The 20,430-nt window shown below is 61.9% G+C and carries 19 protein-coding genes; 8 read left to right on the top strand and 11 right to left on the bottom strand.

Going from position 1 to position 20,430, the window contains the following annotated elements:
- Nucleotides 1-125: 125 nt before the first annotated feature.
- Nucleotides 126-1,370: a TIGR03862 family flavoprotein gene (locus PMI25_RS12115; RefSeq protein ID WP_007963722.1), complete on the top strand. Its 1,245-nt coding sequence runs from the start codon at nucleotides 126-128 to the stop codon at nucleotides 1,368-1,370.
- Nucleotides 1,371-1,485: 115 nt separating this feature from the next.
- On the opposite strand, the gene PMI25_RS12110 is transcribed toward PMI25_RS12115, so the two are convergent.
- On the bottom strand, nucleotides 1,486-2,826 hold the full coding sequence (locus tag PMI25_RS12110; protein WP_007963721.1) for a DEAD/DEAH box helicase: 1,341 nt from the start codon (nucleotides 2,824-2,826) through the stop codon (nucleotides 1,486-1,488).
- A gap of 66 nt (nucleotides 2,827-2,892) precedes the next feature.
- A complete protein-coding gene (yedA, locus tag PMI25_RS12105; RefSeq protein WP_007963713.1) occupies nucleotides 2,893-3,834 on the bottom strand; it encodes a drug/metabolite exporter YedA in 942 nt (313 codons plus the stop codon).
- 163 nt (nucleotides 3,835-3,997) lie between these two features.
- Between yedA and PMI25_RS12100 the strand changes: the two genes are divergently transcribed.
- On the top strand, nucleotides 3,998-4,453 hold the full coding sequence (locus tag PMI25_RS12100) for an Lrp/AsnC family transcriptional regulator (protein ID WP_007963712.1): 456 nt from the start codon (nucleotides 3,998-4,000) through the stop codon (nucleotides 4,451-4,453).
- A gap of 128 nt (nucleotides 4,454-4,581) precedes the next feature.
- Here PMI25_RS12100 and PMI25_RS12095 read toward each other — a convergent pair whose 3' ends face one another.
- From PMI25_RS12095 to PMI25_RS12085, 3 genes are all read right to left on the bottom strand, one after another.
- Nucleotides 4,582-5,187 (bottom strand): 3'-5' exonuclease, encoded by a 606-nt coding sequence (locus PMI25_RS12095; protein ID WP_007963711.1) that lies wholly within the window; start codon nucleotides 5,185-5,187, stop codon nucleotides 4,582-4,584.
- Nucleotides 5,188-5,211: 24 nt separating this feature from the next.
- Complete coding sequence (locus PMI25_RS12090; RefSeq protein ID WP_007963710.1) at nucleotides 5,212-5,691, bottom strand: LabA-like NYN domain-containing protein; 480 nt, start codon at nucleotides 5,689-5,691, stop codon at nucleotides 5,212-5,214.
- Nucleotides 5,692-5,935: 244 nt separating this feature from the next.
- Nucleotides 5,936-6,694: a DUF2076 domain-containing protein gene (locus PMI25_RS12085; RefSeq protein WP_007963709.1), complete on the bottom strand. Its 759-nt coding sequence runs from the start codon at nucleotides 6,692-6,694 to the stop codon at nucleotides 5,936-5,938.
- Nucleotides 6,695-6,872: 178 nt separating this feature from the next.
- On the opposite strand from PMI25_RS12085, the gene PMI25_RS12080 reads away from it, so the two are divergent.
- A complete protein-coding gene (locus tag PMI25_RS12080) occupies nucleotides 6,873-7,547 on the top strand; it encodes a YciC family protein (protein ID WP_007963708.1) in 675 nt (224 codons plus the stop codon).
- A 74-nt stretch (nucleotides 7,548-7,621) separates the two neighbouring features.
- Complete coding sequence (locus PMI25_RS12075) at nucleotides 7,622-8,701, top strand: endonuclease/exonuclease/phosphatase family protein (protein ID WP_007963707.1); 1,080 nt, start codon at nucleotides 7,622-7,624, stop codon at nucleotides 8,699-8,701.
- A 121-nt stretch (nucleotides 8,702-8,822) separates the two neighbouring features.
- On the opposite strand, the gene PMI25_RS12070 is transcribed toward PMI25_RS12075, so the two are convergent.
- The 4 genes from PMI25_RS12070 to PMI25_RS12055 all read right to left on the bottom strand — a co-directional run bounded on the left by PMI25_RS12070 (nucleotide 8,823) and on the right by PMI25_RS12055 (nucleotide 13,315).
- Entirely contained in the window at nucleotides 8,823-9,659 is an 837-nt protein-coding gene (locus PMI25_RS12070) for an ABC transporter ATP-binding protein (RefSeq protein WP_007968490.1), read from the bottom strand.
- Nucleotides 9,647-10,450 carry an ABC transporter permease gene (locus PMI25_RS12065; protein WP_007968491.1) on the bottom strand — a complete coding sequence of 268 codons (804 nt, stop codon included), beginning with the start codon at nucleotides 10,448-10,450 and terminating at the stop codon, nucleotides 9,647-9,649. Before PMI25_RS12065 ends, PMI25_RS12070 begins: the two co-directional genes overlap by 13 nt.
- A gap of 9 nt (nucleotides 10,451-10,459) precedes the next feature.
- Nucleotides 10,460-11,446 carry an ABC transporter substrate-binding protein gene (locus tag PMI25_RS12060; protein WP_007968492.1) on the bottom strand — a complete coding sequence of 329 codons (987 nt, stop codon included), beginning with the start codon at nucleotides 11,444-11,446 and terminating at the stop codon, nucleotides 10,460-10,462.
- Between the two features lie 378 nt (nucleotides 11,447-11,824).
- Nucleotides 11,825-13,315, bottom strand: a complete 1,491-nt coding sequence (locus tag PMI25_RS12055; protein WP_007968493.1) for an aldehyde dehydrogenase — start codon at nucleotides 13,313-13,315, stop codon at nucleotides 11,825-11,827.
- Between the two features lie 222 nt (nucleotides 13,316-13,537).
- On the opposite strand from PMI25_RS12055, the gene PMI25_RS12050 reads away from it, so the two are divergent.
- Entirely contained in the window at nucleotides 13,538-14,455 is a 918-nt protein-coding gene (locus PMI25_RS12050) for a LysR family transcriptional regulator (protein ID WP_007968494.1), read from the top strand.
- A 3-nt stretch (nucleotides 14,456-14,458) separates the two neighbouring features.
- On the opposite strand, the gene hrpB is transcribed toward PMI25_RS12050, so the two are convergent.
- A complete protein-coding gene (hrpB, locus tag PMI25_RS12045) occupies nucleotides 14,459-16,978 on the bottom strand; it encodes an ATP-dependent helicase HrpB (protein WP_007968495.1) in 2,520 nt (839 codons plus the stop codon).
- A gap of 109 nt (nucleotides 16,979-17,087) precedes the next feature.
- Between hrpB and PMI25_RS12040 the strand changes: the two genes are divergently transcribed.
- Together PMI25_RS12040 and PMI25_RS12035 are read left to right on the top strand one after the other, a co-directional pair.
- On the top strand, nucleotides 17,088-17,507 hold the full coding sequence (locus tag PMI25_RS12040; RefSeq protein WP_003228492.1) for a hypothetical protein: 420 nt from the start codon (nucleotides 17,088-17,090) through the stop codon (nucleotides 17,505-17,507).
- 9 nt (nucleotides 17,508-17,516) lie between these two features.
- Complete coding sequence (locus tag PMI25_RS12035; RefSeq protein WP_007968496.1) at nucleotides 17,517-18,425, top strand: cation diffusion facilitator family transporter; 909 nt, start codon at nucleotides 17,517-17,519, stop codon at nucleotides 18,423-18,425.
- Here the strand turns inward: PMI25_RS12035 and PMI25_RS12030 are convergent.
- Nucleotides 18,419-19,447, bottom strand: coding sequence for a DUF6515 family protein (locus PMI25_RS12030; RefSeq protein WP_007968497.1), 1,029 nt, complete (start codon nucleotides 19,445-19,447; stop codon nucleotides 18,419-18,421). The two genes, PMI25_RS12035 and PMI25_RS12030, sit on opposite strands and share 7 nt — an antisense overlap.
- A gap of 454 nt (nucleotides 19,448-19,901) precedes the next feature.
- Here PMI25_RS12030 and PMI25_RS12025 point away from each other — a divergent pair, with 454 nt between their 5' ends.
- Entirely contained in the window at nucleotides 19,902-20,381 is a 480-nt protein-coding gene (locus tag PMI25_RS12025) for an Lrp/AsnC family transcriptional regulator (RefSeq protein WP_007909658.1), read from the top strand.
- Nucleotides 20,382-20,430: the final 49 nt, after the last annotated feature.

Genomic DNA, 20,430 nt, shown 5'->3' with positions numbered 1-20,430 from the left:
GGTCAGTCAACTAGATGTTGAATCTACCGACGTCTTCGCGAGCAAGCTCGCTCCCACAGGGATCTCCCACATTGGTCTGCGCTGTTAGAATGCGCGCCTTATCCCGCCATACCGCAGCGCACGCCATGACCCAGACCTCCGCCCCCCTCTCCGCTCACGTTGCCATCATTGGCGCTGGCCCCGCCGGCCTGATGGCCGCCGAAGTGCTGAGCCAGGCCGGCGTGCGCGTCGATCTGTACGACGGCATGCCCTCGGTGGGGCGCAAGTTCCTGCTGGCCGGGGTTGGCGGCATGAACATCACCCACTCCGAGCCTTACCCGGCGTTCCTCGCACGCTACGCCGAACGCGCGCCGCAGATCGCGCCACTGCTGCGCGGCTTCGACGCCGACGCGTTGTGCCGCTGGATTCATGATCTGGGCATCGAGACCTTCATCGGCAGCTCCGGCCGGGTATTTCCCACCGACATGAAAGCCGCACCACTGTTGCGCGCCTGGCTCAAACGCCTGCGCGACAGCGGCGTGGTTATCCACACCCGCCATCGCTGGCTCGGTTGGGATGCACACGGTGCACTGCGCATCGCCAGCCCCGACGGCGAAATCACCGTCAAACCCGACGCCACCCTGCTCGCCCTCGGCGGTGGCAGTTGGTCGCGGCTGGGTTCGGATGGCGCGTGGATGCTGCCTCTGGAGCAAAAAGGCGTAGGACTGGCGCCGTTACAACCAAGCAATTGTGGCTTCGAAGTGCAGGCCTGGAGCGAATTGCTTGTCAGCAAATTCGCCGGCGCACCGCTGAAAAATGTCGCCATCGGTTTGAACGACGATATCCCACGCCTGGGCGAATGCGTGATTACCGCAACCGGGGTCGAAGGCAGCCTGATCTATGCGCTGTCGGCACCGATTCGCGAGGCGATCAATACGCAGGGTTCAGCCACGGTGCACATCGATCTGTTGCCCGGCCGGCCTGTGGATAAATTGCAGGCGGCGTTGAGCAAACCGCGCGGTTCGCGTTCGATGGCCAAGCATCTGCACAGTCAGGTCGGGATTGATGGGGTGAAAGCGGCGTTGTTGCGTGAACTGACTGACGCGGCAACCTTCGCCGATCCGGCGTTGCTGGCACGGGCGATCAAGGCGTTACCGCTGACGTTGGTGAAAGCGCGGCCGCTGGACGAAGCCATCAGCAGTGCCGGTGGCGTGACGTTCGAAGCGCTGGATGAGCGCTTGATGCTCAAGGCGTTGCCGGGGGTGTTCTGTGCGGGGGAAATGCTCGATTGGGAAGCGCCGACAGGCGGCTATCTGCTGACCGGGTGTTTTGCCAGCGGGCGGGCTGCAGGGTTGGGAATACTGCAGTGGCTGCAGCCCAAAACCCTGTAGGAGCTGCCGAGTGAAACGAGGCTGCGATCTTTTGACCGTTAAAAAACAAAATCAAAAGATCACAGCGTGCCGCAGCTCCTACAGGAAATGCATTCCAAATTGACGCCGCATCACATCAAGGCTTGCGCTTGCGCGGCCCGGTATTGAACACCGGCACTTTACGCACAGGCTTGATCGAAGGCTCCGGCGCCTGAGTCTCACCGCTGTCGACCCACTTGCCGAGATTGCGCTTGCCGCCACCGCCGCCGGACGTCTTCGGCTTTTTCGGTTTTTTCGGCTTCTTGATCACCTGACCGCTGGCGTCGGTATCCGGCACGCGGTGCTCGGGTTCGAAGTCCGGTTCGTTGTGGCGCTTCAAGGTCTGACGCGTAAGCATCTCGATCGCCGACAGCAGATTCACTTCATCGGCACACACCAGCGAAATCGCCTCGCCGGTCGCACCGGCACGGCCAGTACGACCAATGCGGTGAATGTAATCCTCGGCGACGATCGGCAGGTCGAAGTTGACCACCAGCGGCAAATCTTCGATATCCAGACCACGGGCGGCAACGTCGGTCGCCACCAGAATCTGCACTTCGCTGAGTTTGAAACGATCCAGCGCACGCTGACGAGTGGCCTGCGGTTTGTCACCGTGGATACCGTCGGCATTCACACCGAGGCCCTGGAGTTTTTCCACCAGCGCATCCACACCGTTGCGAGTCTTGGCGAACACCAGCACCTGCTTCCACTTGTTCTTGCGCATCAGGTGCACGAACAGTTCCGGCTTGCGCTTCTTGTCCACCGTCACCACCCATTGCTTGACGGTGTTGGCCGCGACGTTGCGCGGGCTGACTTCGATGCTCAGCGGATCGTTGAGCATCTGCCCGGCCAGCAGGCGGATATCATCGGAGAAAGTCGCAGAGAACAGCAGCGTCTGACGCTTTTTCGGCAGCATGCGGTAAATGTTCGCCAGTTCTTCGGAGAAGCCCAGGTCGAGCATGCGGTCGGCTTCATCCAGCACCAGGGTTTGCAACTGATCGAGTTTCAACGCGTTCTGGCGTAACAGGTCGATCAGGCGACCAGGCGTGGCGACCAGCACATCAACGCCGCCGCGCAGCTTCATCATCTGCGGGTTGATGCTGACGCCGCCGTACACCGCATACGTGCGCAATGGCAGGTTTTCAGCGTATTGGCGCACCGACTCATGAACCTGCTCCGCCAACTCGCGGGTCGGCACCAGAATCAGTGCACGCGCCGAATTGGCGGCCACTTTAGGCCCTTCCATGGCCAGCAACTGCAGCAGCGGCAAGGCAAAACCGGCAGTCTTGCCGGTACCTGTCTGGGCCGCAGCCATCAGGTCGCGACCGGCCAGAACGGCCGGAATGGCTTGCGCCTGGACCGGCGTTGGAGTCTGGTAGCCGAGCTTCTCGAGGGAGCGCAGCAAGGGTTCGATCAGGCCAAGGGTGGCGAAAGTCATGGGAGTACCGTAGGAAAAATTCAGCGCAATTGTGCGACACGAGTGTGCAATGGCGCGCAGTTTACCCTAATTCACACGCTGTTCTGCTCCGACGACGGTCTTCGCCGGCTCCACGACGAGCGGCTGCGCCGGCCGCCGCCATTGCGGCAGACCGATCAGCACCACGGCACTGATGATCACCAGCATCGCCAGCGCTTCTTCCATGCCGATGGTCTCGCCGACAAACACGATCCCCAGCAACACCGCCACCGCCGGGTTGACGTAGGCATAACTGGTGGCCGCCGCAGGACGCACGTGCTTGAGCAGGTACATGTAGGAATTGAAGGCGATGATCGAGCCGAAGAAGATCAGATAACCCAAGGCCAGCCAGCCTTCCACCGGTGGCAAGGCTTGCAGGTGTTCGCCGCTGACCGCGCTGCCGATCAGCAAGACAACACCGCCCACCAGCATCTCCACGGCACTGGCCATCGCCCCTTGCGGCAGCGGCAGGTGTTTGCTCCACACCGAGCCGAACGCCCAGGTCGCCGCTGCAAAAATCAGCAGCGCCGCGCCCAGCGGACTCGATTGCAGGTTGGAGCCCATGTTGAGCATGGCGATGCCGACAATTCCCAACGCCACCCCGGCCCACTCCAGGCGAGTATTGCGCGCGCCCCAGAAATAGCCGAAGAGCAACGTGAACAACGGCACCGTCGCCACCGCCAGTGCCGCCACGCCGGAAGCCACGCCGGTGTGCTCGGCGACACTGACCGCGCCGTTACCGAAGCTGAGCAGCAGAATCCCGATGATCCCCGCCGCTTTCCACTGCGCCCAGGTCGGCGCCGGCGCCCCGCGCCAGCGCAGGAAGGCGTACATCAGGCTGCCGGCAATCACGAAGCGTACCCCGCCGAGCATCAGCGGCGGCCAGTATTCGACGCCAAGACGGATCACCAGATAGGTCGATCCCCAAATCACATACAGCGCGAAAAACGCGGCGATCAACGGCAAGGAAAAACGGCGCAAGGCAGGCATGGGCAGCTCGACAGTCAGAGGCAGGGTGTGAATTATTCTAGAAAGGCCCGCGAGCAAAAATAAGCTACAAAACCTGTTTATCACGCCGGTACACTTTTGAAACAACGGAGATCGACGGGCTAAACCGTGATTTCGAAAGTCTGGCAATTTCAGGAGTCCGGCCTTGGACAAATACGACCGCATGCTGCTCAGCGCCCTGTTGGAAAACGGTCGCGCGTCCTACGCCGACCTGGCGCGCAAAGTGAACCTGTCCGCCCCCGCCGTGGCCGAGCGCGTGGCCAAGCTTGAAGCGGCCGGGGTGATCACCGGGTATCAGGCGAACATCGACCTGTCGAAAATCGGCTTGCCGATCCAGTGCATGATCGAATTGCGCCTGCACCAGAACGGCAGCCAGAAGGTCTACGACGAACTGGTGAAAATCCCGCAACTGACCGAGTGCTTTCGGGTGACCGGCGATCCGTGCGTGATGATGAAGGGTGCAGTGGGGTCGATGACGGAGCTGGAAGAGTTGATCAATCGCGTGGCGAAGTTCGGCTTCAGCAAGACCTCGATTGTGTTGTCGAGCGCGATCGAGAAGCGTGTGCCGCTCAGCCATATAGAGGGCAACGGTAAACCCTGAGGGCGATGAAGGCACCTGTGGGAGCGAGCTTGCTCGCGAAAGCGGTAGATCAGTCACATTGAAGCTGAATGACACACCGCATTCGCGAGCAAGCTCGCTCCCACAGGGGTTCTGTGTCGGGCTGGGGATCAGCGGTAGCGCTGCAGGTGTTCGCTGACTTTAGCCGCCGGGACTTTCTGCAATTTGCACAGCAGGTCGTGCGACAGTTCGCGTACGCCATGCTTGCTGCGCAGTTCATCCGCCAGGTGCGCCATCAGATTGGCCGCCATCTCCGCATCCGCCATCGCCCTGTGCGCCTGGCCGGTGTGCGGCAGGCGGGCGAACGTGGTGAGAGTCCCGAGCTTGTGATTCGGCGCCGCCGGCATCAGGCGGCGGGCCAGCAGCAGCGAGCAGGCGAAGTTCTGCAGACGGGTGCGTTTGATCCGCCCCAGCTCGAAGTCCCAGAACTTCTGGTCGAACGAGGCGTTGTGCGCCACCAGCGGCGTGCAACCGACGAATTCATTGACCTCTTCCATGACCCGCTCCGCCGCAGGTGCGGTGCGCAGCATGGCGTTGCTGATGCCGGTCAGTTGTTCGATGAACGCGGGGACGCGCACGCCGGCGTTCATCAGGCTCTGGTAACGCTCGACGATACGGCCGTTTTCCAGCATGACCACAGCGATTTCCGTGGCGCGGCAGCTGCTGTTCGGCGACAGGCCGGTGGTTTCAAAGTCGATGACTGCAATGCGTTCCAAACCGGGTTCAACTCCGTACAAAAATCAATTTTTGAGCAACAGCGCGCCTTCAATCGGCACATAACGGCTGGCGGCGCGAATCAGCGAGTTGGCGGTCAGGCCGGGCACGCCATAGGCGACCGCTTGCACGCCATGTTTGCTGATGATGCGTTCGAGCAGCATGTCGAAGTCACCGTCACCGGAGGCCAGGACGATTTCGTCGACGTGGTCGGCGGCGTCCATGATGTCGAGGGTGATGCCCACGTCCCAATCGCCCTTGGCCGAGCCGTCGCTGCGCTGAATGTAGGGCTTGAGCTTCACGGTGAAACCGAGGTTGCGCAGGATCTGCTGGAACTGCTGCTGTTTGCTGTCGCCACGGTCGATCGCGTAGGCATAGGCCTCGACGATTTGCCCTTGCTTGCTGATGTCAGCCCACAGTGCGGCGTAGTTGAAATGGCAACCATAGGCCTGACGCACGGTGTAGTAGAGGTTCTGCACGTCGGCGAACACTGCGATTTTTTTCACCGGAATTCCTGTGAGCGCACAGCGCCCGAAGCGGGATCAGGCGCCGGGCCCGAAAAAGGCGCTCAGTATGCCAGCCCACAGGAAGGTGGCGCGAATAATCGACCCACCACTCCAGACGGATGGTGGATTGTGGTGAGGGGATTTATCCCCGATGGAGTGCGCAGCAGTCCCATTTTCGGGGCCGCTGCGCTGCCCATCGGGGATAAATCCCCTCACCACAGGTTTGATACTGGCGGCTTATCACTCAGACGAACGAATCATCGTCATCGAAGAACGACGAGTTGTCATCGCTGTAATCAGTGTCGGTAAACCCGCCCTGGTCATTGCCAGAGAAACCGTTATCGGCCACACGCTGGTCATTGCCCCAGTCGTTGCCGCTCTGGTCAGCCACTTGCGCCGGCTCTTCCTTGATCACTTCAACAATTTCTTCAGGCTGCTGGTTGTGATGGAACAGGCTGCTGATGCCCTGCGCCAGCATCACCCCGCCGGCCACGCCAGCCGCGGTTTTCAGGGCGCCGCCGAGGAAGCTGCTGCCCGCAGCCGGGGCTGCTTGCTGCGCGTAATTGGGCGGTGGCGCGGCATAGTTCTGTTGTGGCGCTGGCGCAGCGTAGTTCTGCTGTGGCGCCGGTTCACGCCAGCCGCCGGTGGAAGCCGGAGCGCTCTGGGTCGGCGCCGGACGCGAGCTGCCGCCGCCGAAGATGCTCGACAGGAAACCACCGCCGCCGCTTGGCGCCGGGGCCGCGTTCTGGGACTTGGCCGCCTGCAGTTCAGCCTGCAATTGCTGGACTTGTTGGGTCAGCTGCTTGTTCTGTTCGTCGAGGCTCTTGATGGCCGCCTCTTGCACCAGAATCGCCTGGGTCATGAAATAACCTGCCGCCGGCTGGCGCGTCAGGTGTTCCTTGATCCGCGCCTCGGCCTGGGCGTCGCGCGGGGCTGCCTCCGTTTCGGCCTGTTGCAGCCGGGAAAACAGTCCATCGATCAGGGTTTGCTCTTCGCTGTTCATGGCGACCTCGTAGATTGCCGGGGATAACGTTGCCCGTGTCCACGGTGGACATGGCGCACCTCTGTAATGGAGGCAGTGACAGGATGTTTCAACGACCTTTACCGAATGTTTACGTTTGTGTCGGCCCGCCCATCATCGGTTAAAGTGAGCCACTGTTTTCGACCTGCGATACCGACTGATGAATGCCTTCGATGTACTGCGCGACTCTCTGTATTTTTTCAAACGCCACCTGGGCAGCATCGTGCAGTTGTGCCTGCCGCTGGTGATCTTCGAAGCGGCGTTGCAGCAAGTGGTGGATCACGTCACCGACCCGGACAGTTTCTCCGCCGCCAGCGTGGTGGTCGGTCTGCTGGTGTATCCGCTGTACACCGCCGCGCTGATCCTGTTCCTCGATGCTCGCACCCGTGGCGAAGCCCCGCGCAACCTCGATCTGCTGGCGATGTCCGCGCGCCTGTGGCCGCGTTTCGCCCTGCTCACGGCGCTCAATACCTTGCTGATTCTGCTGGGGCTGTCGCTGTATTTCCTGCCGGGCCTGATGCTGATGGTCATGCTCGCATTCGCTGAATACCTGTTGGTGTTGCGCGGCATGGGGCCGTTGCAGGCAATGAAGGAAAGCCTGCGCCTGACCCGTGGGCATTTCTGGCGGATCCTGCTGTGCATTCTGTGTGTGATGGGGCCGTTGTGGCTGCTCAAGGGTGCAACCCTGGCAGCGTACCCTGACCCGCAGAATCCGTTGATCGCGGTCCTGATCGACAGCGCGCACAGTTTCCTGCAGCTGTTCACCAGCGTGGTGCTGTTCCGCCTGTTCATGCTGATCAGCGAATTGCCTGACAAACGTAACGGAGCAGTCTGACTTCGCGGCCCTTGGGCCAAGGCTCTGCGGTCAGGTATGCTCGGAGCCACTTTTGTAACGCGATAAGCCGAGCCATGCCCCGTCTGCTGCGCTACACCCTGTTGCTGATTGTGCTCGCCATCGTCCTGATCGGCGGGCTGCTCTATAGCCTGACCTGGCGCCCCGGCGCGCGCGAAACACTGCCGGTCGCCTGCACCGGTACGCCGCCGACCCTGGTGCCGGGGCAAGCGCTGAAAGTCATGACCTGGAACGTGCAGTACCTCGCGGGCAAGCGCTACGTGTTCTGGAACGATCTGGCCCAGGGCACCGATGAAGCGCCCACCCCGGAAGACATGGCCTTCAGCCTCGACGAAGTGGCGCGGGTGATTCGCGACGAGCAGCCCGACGTGGTGTTGTTGCAGGAGCTGGATGACGGTGCCAAGGCCAGTGACTATCAGAATCAGCTCAAATTGCTGCAGGAACGGGTGGCAGACCTCTACCCCTGCAGCACCCACGCCTTCGACTGGAAGGCCGATTTCGTTCCCGATCCACACATCTTCGGCAGCGTTGGCCGGCAACTGGCGACCCTCAGCCGTTACCGCATCGAACACGCCGAACGCCTGCAATTGCCGGTGCCGCCGGCGAATTTCATCTCGCGCCAGTTCGAACCCAAGGATGCTCTGCTCGCCACCAAGCTGCCGCTGAGCGACGGCGGGCAACTGACGGTGTTCAACACCCATCTGGATCGCGCCAGCCAACCGGACGAGACCTTGCAGGCGCAAGTGACGGCGGTGGCCAAGGTGCTCGACAAATACGAAAGCCAGGGCCTGCCATGGCTGATCGGCGGTGACTTCAACCTGTTGCCGCTGGGCCAGTATCAGCGTCTGCCCGCCGAGCAGCGCACGCCCTACTCCATCGACAGCGCGCTTCATCTGCTGTGGGACAAGTACCCGATGATCCCGACCAACAACGAAGCCAGCGGCATCGACCGCGCCCACTGGCTGACCCACTACCCCAACGACCCCGGCCTGAATGGCCCGGATCGCACCGTCGACTATCTGTTCTACAGCCCGAAGATCAAACGGGTCGAGGCGCGGGTGCGCCAGGACGATACGTTGCGCATTTCCGATCACTTGCCGGTGATTGCGCGGTTTCTCCTCCCCGCCACCCCCTGATCACCAATTACCCCTGTAGGAGCTGCCGAAGGTTCGGGCCGCGTTCGGACGATCTTTTGATCTTAAAAAACAAGATCAAAAGATCGCAGCCTGCGGCAGCTCCTACAGGAGGCTTATGTGATCAATGGACTTCCTCGAGGTCGTCATGCAGCAAGCCGAAGATCTCGCGCTTCATGTCGATAAACGAACGCTCCATGACCATGTCCAGTGAGCGCGGACGTTCGATCGGCACGTCGAGGATCTGCTTGATCCTCCCCGGTTTGGCGCCCATCACATAGACCCGGTCGCCAAGCAGGATCGCCTCGTCGATATCGTGCGTGACGAACAGCACGGTCTTCTTGCTGTTGCCCCAGACCCGCAGCAGCAACTGCTGCATCTGCAAACGGGTCTGGCTGTCGAGCGCGCCGAACGGTTCGTCCATCAGCAGGATCTGCGGGTCATTGGCCAGCGCCCGGGCAATCGCCACACGCTGCATCATCCCGCCCGACAGTTGCTTGGCGTAGCTGTCGGCGAAGCCGCTGAGGCCGACCTCATTGACGTAGTAATCGACAATTTCCTTGCGCCGCGCCGCCGGCATGCCGCGCCGCTTGAGGCCGAACTCGACGTTCTGCCGCACCGTCAGCCACGGAAACAGCGTGTAGCTCTGGAACACCATGCCGCGATCAGCACCCGGGCCCTGCACTTGCTGACCGCCGACGTAGATCTCGCCGGAGGTCGGCTCGGCGAGGCCAGCGGTCAGGTACAACAGGCTCGACTTGCCGCAGCCCGACGGCCCGACCAGCACCGCGAACTGCTGATCCGGCACCTCGAACGACACCTGTTCCAGTGCGGTAAACGTGCCGCCGTCGGGCTTTCTGTAGCGCAGGCTGACCTTGTCCACTTGCAGGCGCGGCGCGGCTTGCGGCGCAGCAGCGCGCGGTTCGGCGAAACGATGATTGGCGGCAGTTACTGAGCCCATGCGGCAACCCTCAAGCGGAGAAAGCGGAACAGTTGATCGGTGACCAGACCCAGCAGGCCGATGATCGCGATGGCGAGGAAAATCACGTCAACCTGGAAACCGCGCATGGCTTTCAGGCTCAGGTAACCGAGGCCACTCGACGCCGCGACCAGTTCGGCCACCACCAGATAGGTCCAGGCCCAGCCCATGGTCACGCGCAAGGTGTCGAGCACGCCGGGCACCGAGGCCGGGGCGATCACATGCAACACCGCATCGCGACGATTGGAGCCGAGGGTGTAGGAGGCGTTGATCAGGTCCTTGGAAATGCCTTTGGAGACGTCAGCAATCATCACCAGTTGCTGGAAGAACACGCCAAAGATGATCACCGACACCCGTTGTTCCAGACCGATGCCGATCCACAAAATGAACAGCGGCACGAACGAGGTCACCGGCAGGTAGCGGATGAAATTGACCAGCGGTTCGAGGAACGCCTGGACGATGCGAAAGCTGCCCATCAACAAGCCCAGCGGCACCGCCACCAGCGACGAGACGATGAAGCCGACCATCACCACTTCGACACTGGCCCACACGTGGGTGCCGAGAGTACCGTCGTGACTCAGACGTACCGCCGCTTCAACCACCGCGCCGGGCGTCGGCAAAAACATCCCCGGGACGATGCCGCCGTAGGATAGCCCGGCCCACAGTCCGACCAACAACACCCAGGCCAGGCCGCTGGCGCTCCACACCACTGGCACCGGCAAACCGGTCTTGGGCGTCAGGCAACGGCTCAGCCATGATTTGCGCTTGAACATGCTGACCTCCTAGAGCGGGCTGACGAAACGGTTGTCGACCAGATCGTCGTGGCTGACGTTGTAAGGCTTGCCTTGCAGTTCGCTGGCGGTTTCGTTGGCGAGCTTGATCAGTGCGGCGCTGTCGCCCGGTTTGCCCGGCGCGCCGAGCAGTTTTTCGCTCATGGCCTGATCGTAGAAACGCACACCTTTGGCGGCAGCGGCCAGCTCCTTAGGATCGGAAAGATAACCGCCGACGCCTTTGGCCATGATCGCGTAGGCCTCGTCCGGGTGTTCCTGGGTGTACTTGACCGCTTTATACAGACCGGCGACCAGCGCCTTGACGTCCTGCGGCTGTTTTTCGATGACGCTGCAGTTGAGCGCTACCACATCGACGATTACCCCCGGCGTACTGCTGCTGTCGATCAGCACCTTGCCCTGCTGTTTGTCGCGGACCATCGACAAATGCGGCTCCCAGGTCACGGCGGCCGGCACACGACCGGCGATGAACGCGGTGGCGGCATCGTCGGCCGTCATGTTCTGCACGGTGATGTCGCTCATTTTCATGCCGTTCTTTTTCAGCAGGTACGACAGCCAGAACTGTGAGGTCGAACCTTCATTGACGGCCACCGCCTGGCCCTTGAGCTCCTGCAACGACTTCACGTCCTTGCCCACCAGCACGCCGTCGCCGCCGTGGCTGTCATCCAGTGCTGCGACGGCCTTGAAGCAGAACTGCGGACGGTACTTGAGCACTTCGTCGATGGTCGAGGCCGAGCCGGAGAGTTGTCCGGAGGCCTGGGCGGCCATGTACATCGAGGCTTCTTCGACCACCGGCAATTCGACGGTCAGGCCGTTTTCCTTGAAGTAGCCCAGATCCTGAGCCAGATACAGCGTGCCATAGCCAACCCAGGTGGTATGGCCAATGGACAAAGTGCCGGCCTGCGCGCTGGTCGCGACCGTGGCGGCCAGGGCGGTGATTGCCAGAGGATGGGTGAGACGGATACACAAGGACTTGATCATGGAGCACTCCCGACGCTGTTGATTTAGTTTTGTCATGGGCAGTACGGCCGGCCGCGATGATGTGAATCCACGCTGCGGTCTCTGCTGGACTCTGGCGTGAAACATCGGGCTGGCGAGATCGATGGTGGCCCATGTGCGGGCCGAGGAAAATCAGGAAATTGTTGGCAGCAAATGATGAAAAAACTGCTTAGGGTGCACCGCAAAAGCGCGGGGTTGGCGGGGATGCTCACGGTCGGTGCAAGCCAGGAATTTTCACTGCCTGGGAGAATGCAATCGCTGGCAAGCCAGCTCCCACAGTAATCGCTGGTGTACCCGGAATTGGTGGACACCACAAAAACCTGTGGGAGCTGGCCTGCCAGCGATAGGATCTACGCGGTATCAGCGCAACTGAAACCAGGTGGTTTTCAGCTGGGTGTATTTGTCGAACGAGTGCAGCGACAGATCACGACCGAAGCCTGATTGCTTGCCACCACCAAACGGCACCGTCACGTCGAGCGCATCGACGGTATTCACCGACACTGTGCCGGCCCGCAGCCGCCGCGCCACGCGATGCGCTCGATGCAGATCATCGGTCCACAGCGATGCCGCCAGCCCGTAGACACTGTCGTTGGCCAGACGCACGGCCGCGTCTTCATCATCGAACGGCACCACCGCCAGCACCGGGCCGAACACCTCTTCGCGAAACAGCGGCATGTCGGCACTGACGCCAGTGAAAATCGTCGGTTCGATGAAGTTGTCCGAGCCATTGAAGCGCCGTTGCTCACCACCACACACAAGGCTCGCACCCGCCTGCTCGGCACTGCGAATGGCGCGCATGATGCTCGCCGTCTGCCGCTGATCGACAATCGCCCCGGCACGGCTTTGCGGGTCGAGCGGATCCCCCGGCAGCCATCGTTCGGCCTGAGCCTTCAGGCGCTCGACAAACTCATCGTGAATCGAACGCTCGACCAGCAACCGCGAGTTGGCCGAGCACACTTCGCCCTGATTGAAGAAGATCCCGAACGCCGCTTTTTCCGCCGCCAGAGCCAGATCGCGACAGTCAGCGAACACCAGATTGGCGCTCTTGCCGCCGCATTCCAGCCACACCTGTTTCAGGTTGGACTGCGCCGAGTACTGCATGAAATATTTGCCTACCTGGGTCGAGCCGGTGAACACCAGGCAATCGACATCCGGGTGCAGGCCCAAGGCTTTGCCGGTCTGCTCACCCAGCCCCGGTAACACGTTGAGCACACCCGCCGGCAGCCCGGCCTCCAGCGCCAGCTCGGCCAGACGCAACGCGGAAAACGGTGATTGTTCGGCCGGTTTGAGGATCACTGAGTTACCCGCCGCCAGCGCTGGCGCGAGCTTCCACGCGGCCATGTCCAACGGGAAATTCCACGGCACTACCGCTGCTATCACGCCCAGTGCTTCACGGGTGATGGTCGCCAGCACATTGGTGGCGCCGGGGGCGATCTGGTCGTAGAGTTTGTCGATGCTTTCGGCGTACCAGCGAAACACCCCGGCGGCGCCCGGCACGTCGATGTTGTAAGCGTCCATCACCGGTTTGCCCATGTTCAGCGAATCGAGCAGGGCCAGTTCTTCGCGATGTTCCATCAGCAGATCGGCCAGACGCAGCAGTACCTGTTTGCGCTCGGCGGGCGGGCGTTGCGCCCAGGTGCCGGCCTCGAATACTTGTCGCGCATTAGCCACCGCCGCGTCGACATCGTCCTCGCCACACGCGGCGACATTGGCCAGCACCTGGCCGGTGGCGGGGTTGATCGCGGCGAAGGTCTGCCCCGATTGCGCAGCGCAATGCTGGCCGTTGATCACGGCTTGATCGGGAAACTTCAAGGCAACGGCCTGGCGCTGCCACTCTGCAAGTTCGAACACGTCGAATGCTCCTTGGACGTTATTGTGCAGTCGATGTTGGCGCAGGCCCGGACGGGCGAAAATTAGTAAAAATGTCTTCGCAGACAATGAAAAAACTGCTCAATCGGTTTCCCCAAAACCGCTGTGGGTGACTACTGTTCAAGAACAAAAACATCGTCGCGCAGCGGACGCGGCGGCGCACAAATTGCTTGGAAGTCGAGTCCGCTCGTCCTGAGGTTTGCCGTGGCCGCCTACAATTTGCGTCAGCTGAAATACTTCATCACCACCGTCGAATGCGGCAGCGTTGCCGAAGCCTCGCGCAAGCTGTACATCGCGCAACCGGCGATCTCCACGGCGATCAAAGGTCTGGAAGACAGCTTCGCGGTGCAACTGCTGATCCGCCATCACGCGCAGGGCGTGTCCCTGACGCCGAGCGGCGCACGGTTTTTTCGCAAGGCGCAGGAGCTGTTGCGCATGGCCCGGGAGTTCGAGCAGAACGCCCTCGCCGACAACGATATCGTCGCCGGGCAGATCGACATCGGCTGCTTCGAAACCGTTGCGCCGCTGTACCTGCCGCAATTGATTGCCGGATTTTCCGCGCTGTACCCCGGGGTGAAAATTCGCATCCGCGACGGCGAGCAGCAGGAACTGGTGCAAGGCCTGACCTCGGGCACGTTCGATCTGGTGATCCTCTACGAACACGAACTTGATGCCACCATCCAGACCGAACCGCTGATGCCGGCGCAACGGCCGTATGCGCTACTGCCGGCCGATCACCGTTTCGCCCAGTACAAGCAAGTGTCGCTGCGCGATCTGTGTCTGGAACCGATGATTCTGCTCGACGTGCAGCCGAGCCGAACCTACTTCGTCAGCCTGTTCGAAGAACTCGGCCTGACGCCGCGCATCGAGTTCAGCTCGCCGTCGATCGAGATGGTGCGCGGCATGGTCGGCCAGGGTTTCGGCTTCTCGGTGCTGGTGACAAAGCCGCACTCGGAATGCACCTATGACGGCAAGAAAGTGGTGTGCGTCGACATTGTCGAAGATGTCACCGGTTCAGGGCTGGTCGCGGCGTGGCTCAAACGTGGACAACTGACCAAACCGGCGCAGTTGTTCGCCGATTATTGCCGGGAACAACTGACGGGAAAGGCTGCGATTTTTTGATCCTCAGGTGCCGCGCGGCTTGGCCCGCGCCGTGGCCTCGGCCACCAGCGGATCATCCGGCCAGTAGTGCTTCGGATACCGCCCCTTCAGATCCTTCTTCACCTCGGCATAGGTGCTGCGCCAGAAGTTGGCCAGATCCTGCGTCACCTGCACCGGCCGCCGTGCCGGGGACAACAGGTGCAGCTTGACCACTTGCCGGCCGCCGGCAATCCGTGGCGTCTCGGCAAGGCCGAACAACTCCTGCAAACGCACCGCGAGAATCGGCGGAGACTCGCTGTAATCCAGACGAATCGATGAACCCGACGGCACACTGATGTGATGCGGCGCCAGCTCATCAAGCTTCTGCGGCAACGGCCACGGCAGCAGATTGCGCACGATGCTCGACAGGTCCAGATTGGCGAAATGACTCAGTCGCGAGACTTTACCCAGGTAAGGCATCAACCATTCTTCCAGGGTTTTGAGCAACGTCGCGTCGCTGACATCCGGCCAATGGCTTTCGGCCTGGGCGTTCAGATCCAGTTGTCGCAGCAACGCGACACGCGCCTGCCACTGACGCAACTCCGGCGTCCACGGCAGCAACTCCAGCCCCTTGCGCCGCACCAGATTGACCAGCGCCTGACTGCGCGCCGCTTCGTCGAGACCGGTCAACGGTTCACGGCTGAGGATCAGCTCGCCAACCTTGCGCTGGCGCTCGGCGCGCAACACGCCTTCGCGTTCGTCCCAGTCCAGTTGATCGACGTTATGCACCTGCTCGGCGAGTACCGAATCGAACAGCGCCGGATCGAAATCCGCCGCCAGGTAAATACGCTCCTCGCGCTGACCTTGACGGCTGCCGAGGTCAGCAATGACGATCCAAGGTTCCTTCATCAGGCTGTCAGCTTCGGCGAACAGCGCTGCGCGACCATTGGCCAGACGATATTCGGCACCACTGGCACGCCGCTGCTGGGCAACCCGATCCGGATAGGCCAGCGCCAGCAGCGCACCGAGCCAGCGCGGGTGATCGGGATCGCTGACCGGCGCGCTGGCCTTGCCACGCAGGTAACCGCGATATTGCCGCGCCAGTTGCCGGGCACGCTGCACGCCACCCTGTGCACCGCGTGCCGCGCGTTCTTCGCCGGAGAGCAGCACCAGGCGGCTGTGCAGATCCGCACCGGAGCCGCGCAGGATATCGCGCTCGCCGAGCAGTGCCGCGACATCGCACGCCATGTTCGCCAGCCCCAGCGCCTGACCGCGCAGCAACAAATGCGCGATGCGCGGATGCGCCGGCAACTCGGCCATGGCCTGACCGTGCGCGGTCAGCGCCTCGCCTTCGAGTGCGCCCAGGCGCTGCAACAAGTCCTGCGCCTGTGCATAAGCCGCTGCCGGTGGAACATCGAGCCACACCAGTTCCCCCGGCGTCACGCCCCAGCGTCCGAGTTGCAGCGCCAGACTCGCCAGATCCGCCGACAGAATTTCCGCACTGCCGTAAGCGGCGAGCTGCTCGTGCTGATCCTGCGACCACAGGCGATAACACACGCCCGGTTCCAGACGTCCGGCACGGCCCGCACGCTGGGTGGCGCTGGCCCTGGAAATGCGCTGAGTATCGAGACGGGTCATGCCGCTGCCCGGGTCGAAACGCGGCACCCGCGCCAGCCCGGCGTCGATCACCACGCGCACGCCGTTGATGGTCAGGCTGGTCTCGGCGATGTTGGTCGCCAGCACCACTTTGCGCTGGCCGGTCGGGGCCGGGTCGATGGCTGCGCGCTGGGCGTTGAGGTCCAGTTCACCGTGCAACGGGCAGAGCAATACGTCTTTTCGCTCGCCAATGGCATCGCTCAGTTGCTGATGCACGCGACGGATTTCCGCCTGACCGGGCAAGAACACCAGCAGGCTGCCGGTTTCATCGTGCAGGGCTTCGAGGACGGTCTGGGTCACGCGCTGGTCGATGTATTCGCCAGGCTGGAACGGCCGGCCCCAGCGCATCGTCACCGGGTACATGCGCCCTTCGCTGCGCAGGATCGGCGCGTCATCCAGCAACCCGGACAGCCGCTCGCCTTCCAGCGTTGCCGACATCAGCAGAATCTTCAGCGGCTGTTCAGCTCGAAACAGTTCACGACCGTTCAAACTCAGGGCCAAGGCCAGATCGGCATCAAGACTGCGTTCGTGGAATTCATCGAAGATCAGCAGACCGACGCCTTCCAGTGCCGGATCATCCTGCAGACGCCGGGTGAGAATGCCTTCGGTGACCACTTCGATACGGGTATCGGGACCGACCTTGCTGTCGAGGCGGATGCGATAGCCGACGGTTTCACCGACCTTCTCGCCCAGTTCGCTGGCCAGTCGCTCAGCCGCTGCCCGCGCGGCGAGACGGCGCGGTTCAAGCATCAGAATGGTCTGCCCGGCCAGCCACGCTTCATCGAGCAAGGCCAGCGGCACGCGGGTGGTTTTACCGGCACCCGGCGGCGCTTCGAGCACGGCTTCGTGGCGTGTCGCCAACGCTTCACGCAGGGCGGGTAAAACTTCATCGATCGGCAAAGAAATCATGCTGGCTCCCAAACAGAGCCGCGAGTATAACGGCGAACTGCTTGGCGTTCGTCAGGGTCTTAACTTCACAAGACGAAGCTTCGTTAATAGATGACTCAGGAGATTTTCCATGCGCTTACCTTCTCGCCTGATCGGCGGTGTACTGGTCGCCACCCTGCTCACTCAGCTCACCGCCTGCGGCTCGATTTTCTACCCCGATCGTCGCGGGCAGATCGATGGCAAGATCGATCCGGCGATTGCCGTGCTCGACGCCGTGGGCCTGCTGTTCTACGTGATTCCCGGGCTGATCGCGTTTGCCGTGGACTTCACCACCGGCGCGATCTATTTCGAACCGGGCCACACCGCTCAGGTCGATCCGGCCAAACTCAAACAAGCGGTCGGCCCGGACGGTCAGGTCGATAACCTCAAGTTGCAGGCTATTCTCGAAACTGAACTGGGCCGCAACCTGCCGCTGGACGATCCACGCCTGATCCAGCACAAGGGCAGCACTCAGCAACTGGCGATGTTTGGCCTGCAACCCGCCGCATAAGGAAATCACATGACCACCAGCCCCGAACACGCCCGCCTGCTGCGGCTGGCAACCCGCGCTTCGGTGGCAGTGGCCTGCACGCTGATCATCGCCAAGGCCATCGCCTGGTGGCTGAGCGGTTCGGTGAGCATGCTCGCCGGCCTCACCGACTCGGCGCTGGATGGCGTCACTTCGCTGCTCAATCTGCTGGCGGTGCATTACGCGCTGCGCCCGGCCGATGACGATCACCGTTACGGCCACGGCAAGGCTGAATCGCTGGCGGGCATGGCGCAGGCGCTGTTTATCGGTGGCAGTGCGCTGCTGATTGCGTTTCAGGCGTATGAACGCATCCAGCAACCGGAACCGCTCGGCGCACCGTGGCTGAGCATCGGGGTGATCGTGTTCTCGCTGCTGCTGACCGCAGCGTTGCTGACGCTGCAGCACCGGGTGATCAAGCAGACCGGCTCCAACGCCGTACGCGCCGACTCGCTGCATTACCGTTCGGACATGCTGCTCAACGGCAGCATTCTGATCGCGCTGATCCTCGCCGGCATGGGCTTTCATCAGCTCGATGCATGGTTCGGTCTGGGGATTGCCGGGTACATTTTGTGGAGCGCGATCCAGATCGCCCGGGAAAGTTTTTCGGTGCTGATGGATGAAGAGCTGCCGGCGGACGTCAGTCAGCACATGCTCGAACTGGCCTGCGGCGTACCCGGCGTATTGGGCGCGCATGATTTGCGCACACGGATTTCGGGCAACCACTGGTTCGTGCAGCTGCATCTTGAGTTGCCGGGAGAGCTGACCCTGTCAGTGGCCCACGGCATCAGCGATCAGGCGGCGGATGCGATTCACGCCGCCTACCCGCGAGCCGAAGTACTGGTGCACGCCGACCCGCAGGAAGTGGTCAAGACCGAACGGGCGCAAACCCGGATTCAGTAACCGCGACTGCTCAGGCAGTTGCCCTGAGCCTGACGGTAAGCCTGCACCACTTCAGGCGCTGGTTGATAGGTCGCGGTACGCGGGTCGAAACCGCTCTGCTGCACAGCGTATTGGTAGCACTGATAACCGTCCTGCTGCACCTGTTCCGGCGATTGACCGTTGGCCGGATAGGCCTCGACGTCATAGCCCTGGGATTGTGGCTGCGGTTGCGGCGGTTGCTGCACCGGTGGCTCGACCACGACGTAATCCTGAGTGGCTTCCTGATAGGCATAGTACGAACCGGCAGCAAGGAACAGCAGCGCACCGCCGATCCACACTTCACGGGCGTAGTCCGGCAGATACTGGGTACGAATCCCTCGTGGCGGCTGCACGACGATATAGCGCGGACCTTGCGGGCGATACCAGTAGCCGCCGGAATAGAAGTAATCCTGGCCGCGATACGGCACGCGGTATTCGCGATCCGGGAAGCGGTCGATCACATGCCCCGGGCGGTATTGCGGGCCTGGACCCCAACCGTTGCCATGCCCGTCCGGGCGACCCGGCCAGCGATTGTCATTGGGCCGGTTGCCGGTTTGCCATTGCTGGTTGTGGTAACCATTCTGCGGCCGCTCGTCACGGTAGTAACCCTGACGCGGCTCTTGGGTCTGGCGCACGGTGTCGGGCCGTGGCTGGATCGGCAGGTTGTTCGACGGTGGCGCCTGATGCACCGGGGCAGGCTGATTGGGCGCGCGGTTCTGGTTCTGCCACTGGCCGTTGTTGTGCTGCTGGCCGTTGTGTTCGAACTGGCGGCTGTTGTCGCCCCGAATGATTTCGTTGTTCTGCGGCCGCGGCTGATTTTGCGGCGGCGGATTGTTCTGCCCGCGGGGCTGATGATCGCCGCCACGACCCTGATTGCCCTGATGCTCACCGCCGTGCCCGTTATTCTCGGGGCCACGATTCTGTGGCTCGTCGGCCAGCGCTTGCGCACCGACGCTCACACACAGCAAACCAACACCGGCCAGACGCCAGATGCGCGACTTCATGCTTTTCCTCACTGCGGGTATTAAGAGGGCTTGTAGCTAAGACCGGGAATACGCACACCGGGTTCTGCGACAGGTTATCAGTCACGAAACTTATTTATTGAGGAAGGCTGTGCATCGAGGCACAAAAAACGCAGACAAGAAAAAGGGAGACCCGTCGGCCTCCCTTCAGAGAACTTCGTCCTGGCTCGACGCTTTTGACGTCGGCTCACCTCACGCCGTCTTCTGGACAGTGTGCAGCTCGGGGGCCGGCACATCCCCGGTGGGGGTGGCGGCCGCGGCGGGCCTGATTGGGCGGGCCGCAGTGGACTGCGTTACCGAGCAGTGATTCTGGTGATAAGAATAGGCCGCAAGGCGCGACAGAGGATTGCGAAGATTGCTCAAATAAACACTGCTTGCGCAATTTTTAACCCTGGATAGATAATCCGCCGCAATAGTTACAACCAAGGACTGATTCATGAGCAAACTCGACCGTTACGACCTGAGCATTTTGGCGGAATTGCAGCGCGACGCCCGCATCTCCAACCAGGAACTGGCCGAGCGCATCGGTCTGTCGCCCTCCCCCTGCTCACGCCGGGTCAAGCAACTGGAGGACGACGGCTACATCTCGCGCCAGGTCGCCCTGCTCGATCGCAAGATGCTCGGCCTGAGCCTGACCGCCTACGTGCTGATCGGCATGGATCGGCACACACCGGAGCGTTTCGAGAATTTCGAAGCGGCGATCCGCACCTTGCCGCAGGTGCTGGAATGCAGCCTGGTGACCGGCGTGGATGCCGACTATCAGTTGAAAGTGGTGGTGCCGGACATGGATCACTATCAGAAGCTGCTGCTGGGGCATCTGACCCGAATTGAAGGGGTGACCAGCGTGCGTTCGAGTTTTGTGCTCAATCAAGTGCTCAACAGCACTGAATTGCCGCTGACGCATCTGCGTAGCTGAAGACGCCTTCGCGAGCAAGCCCGCTCCCACAGGGAAATGCATTCCAAAT

Origin of the sequence: Pseudomonas sp. GM30, assembly GCF_000282275.2 — a bacterium.
GTDB lineage: Bacteria > Pseudomonadota > Gammaproteobacteria > Pseudomonadales > Pseudomonadaceae > Aquipseudomonas.
This window is presented reverse-complemented; position numbering and strand designations above follow the sequence as displayed.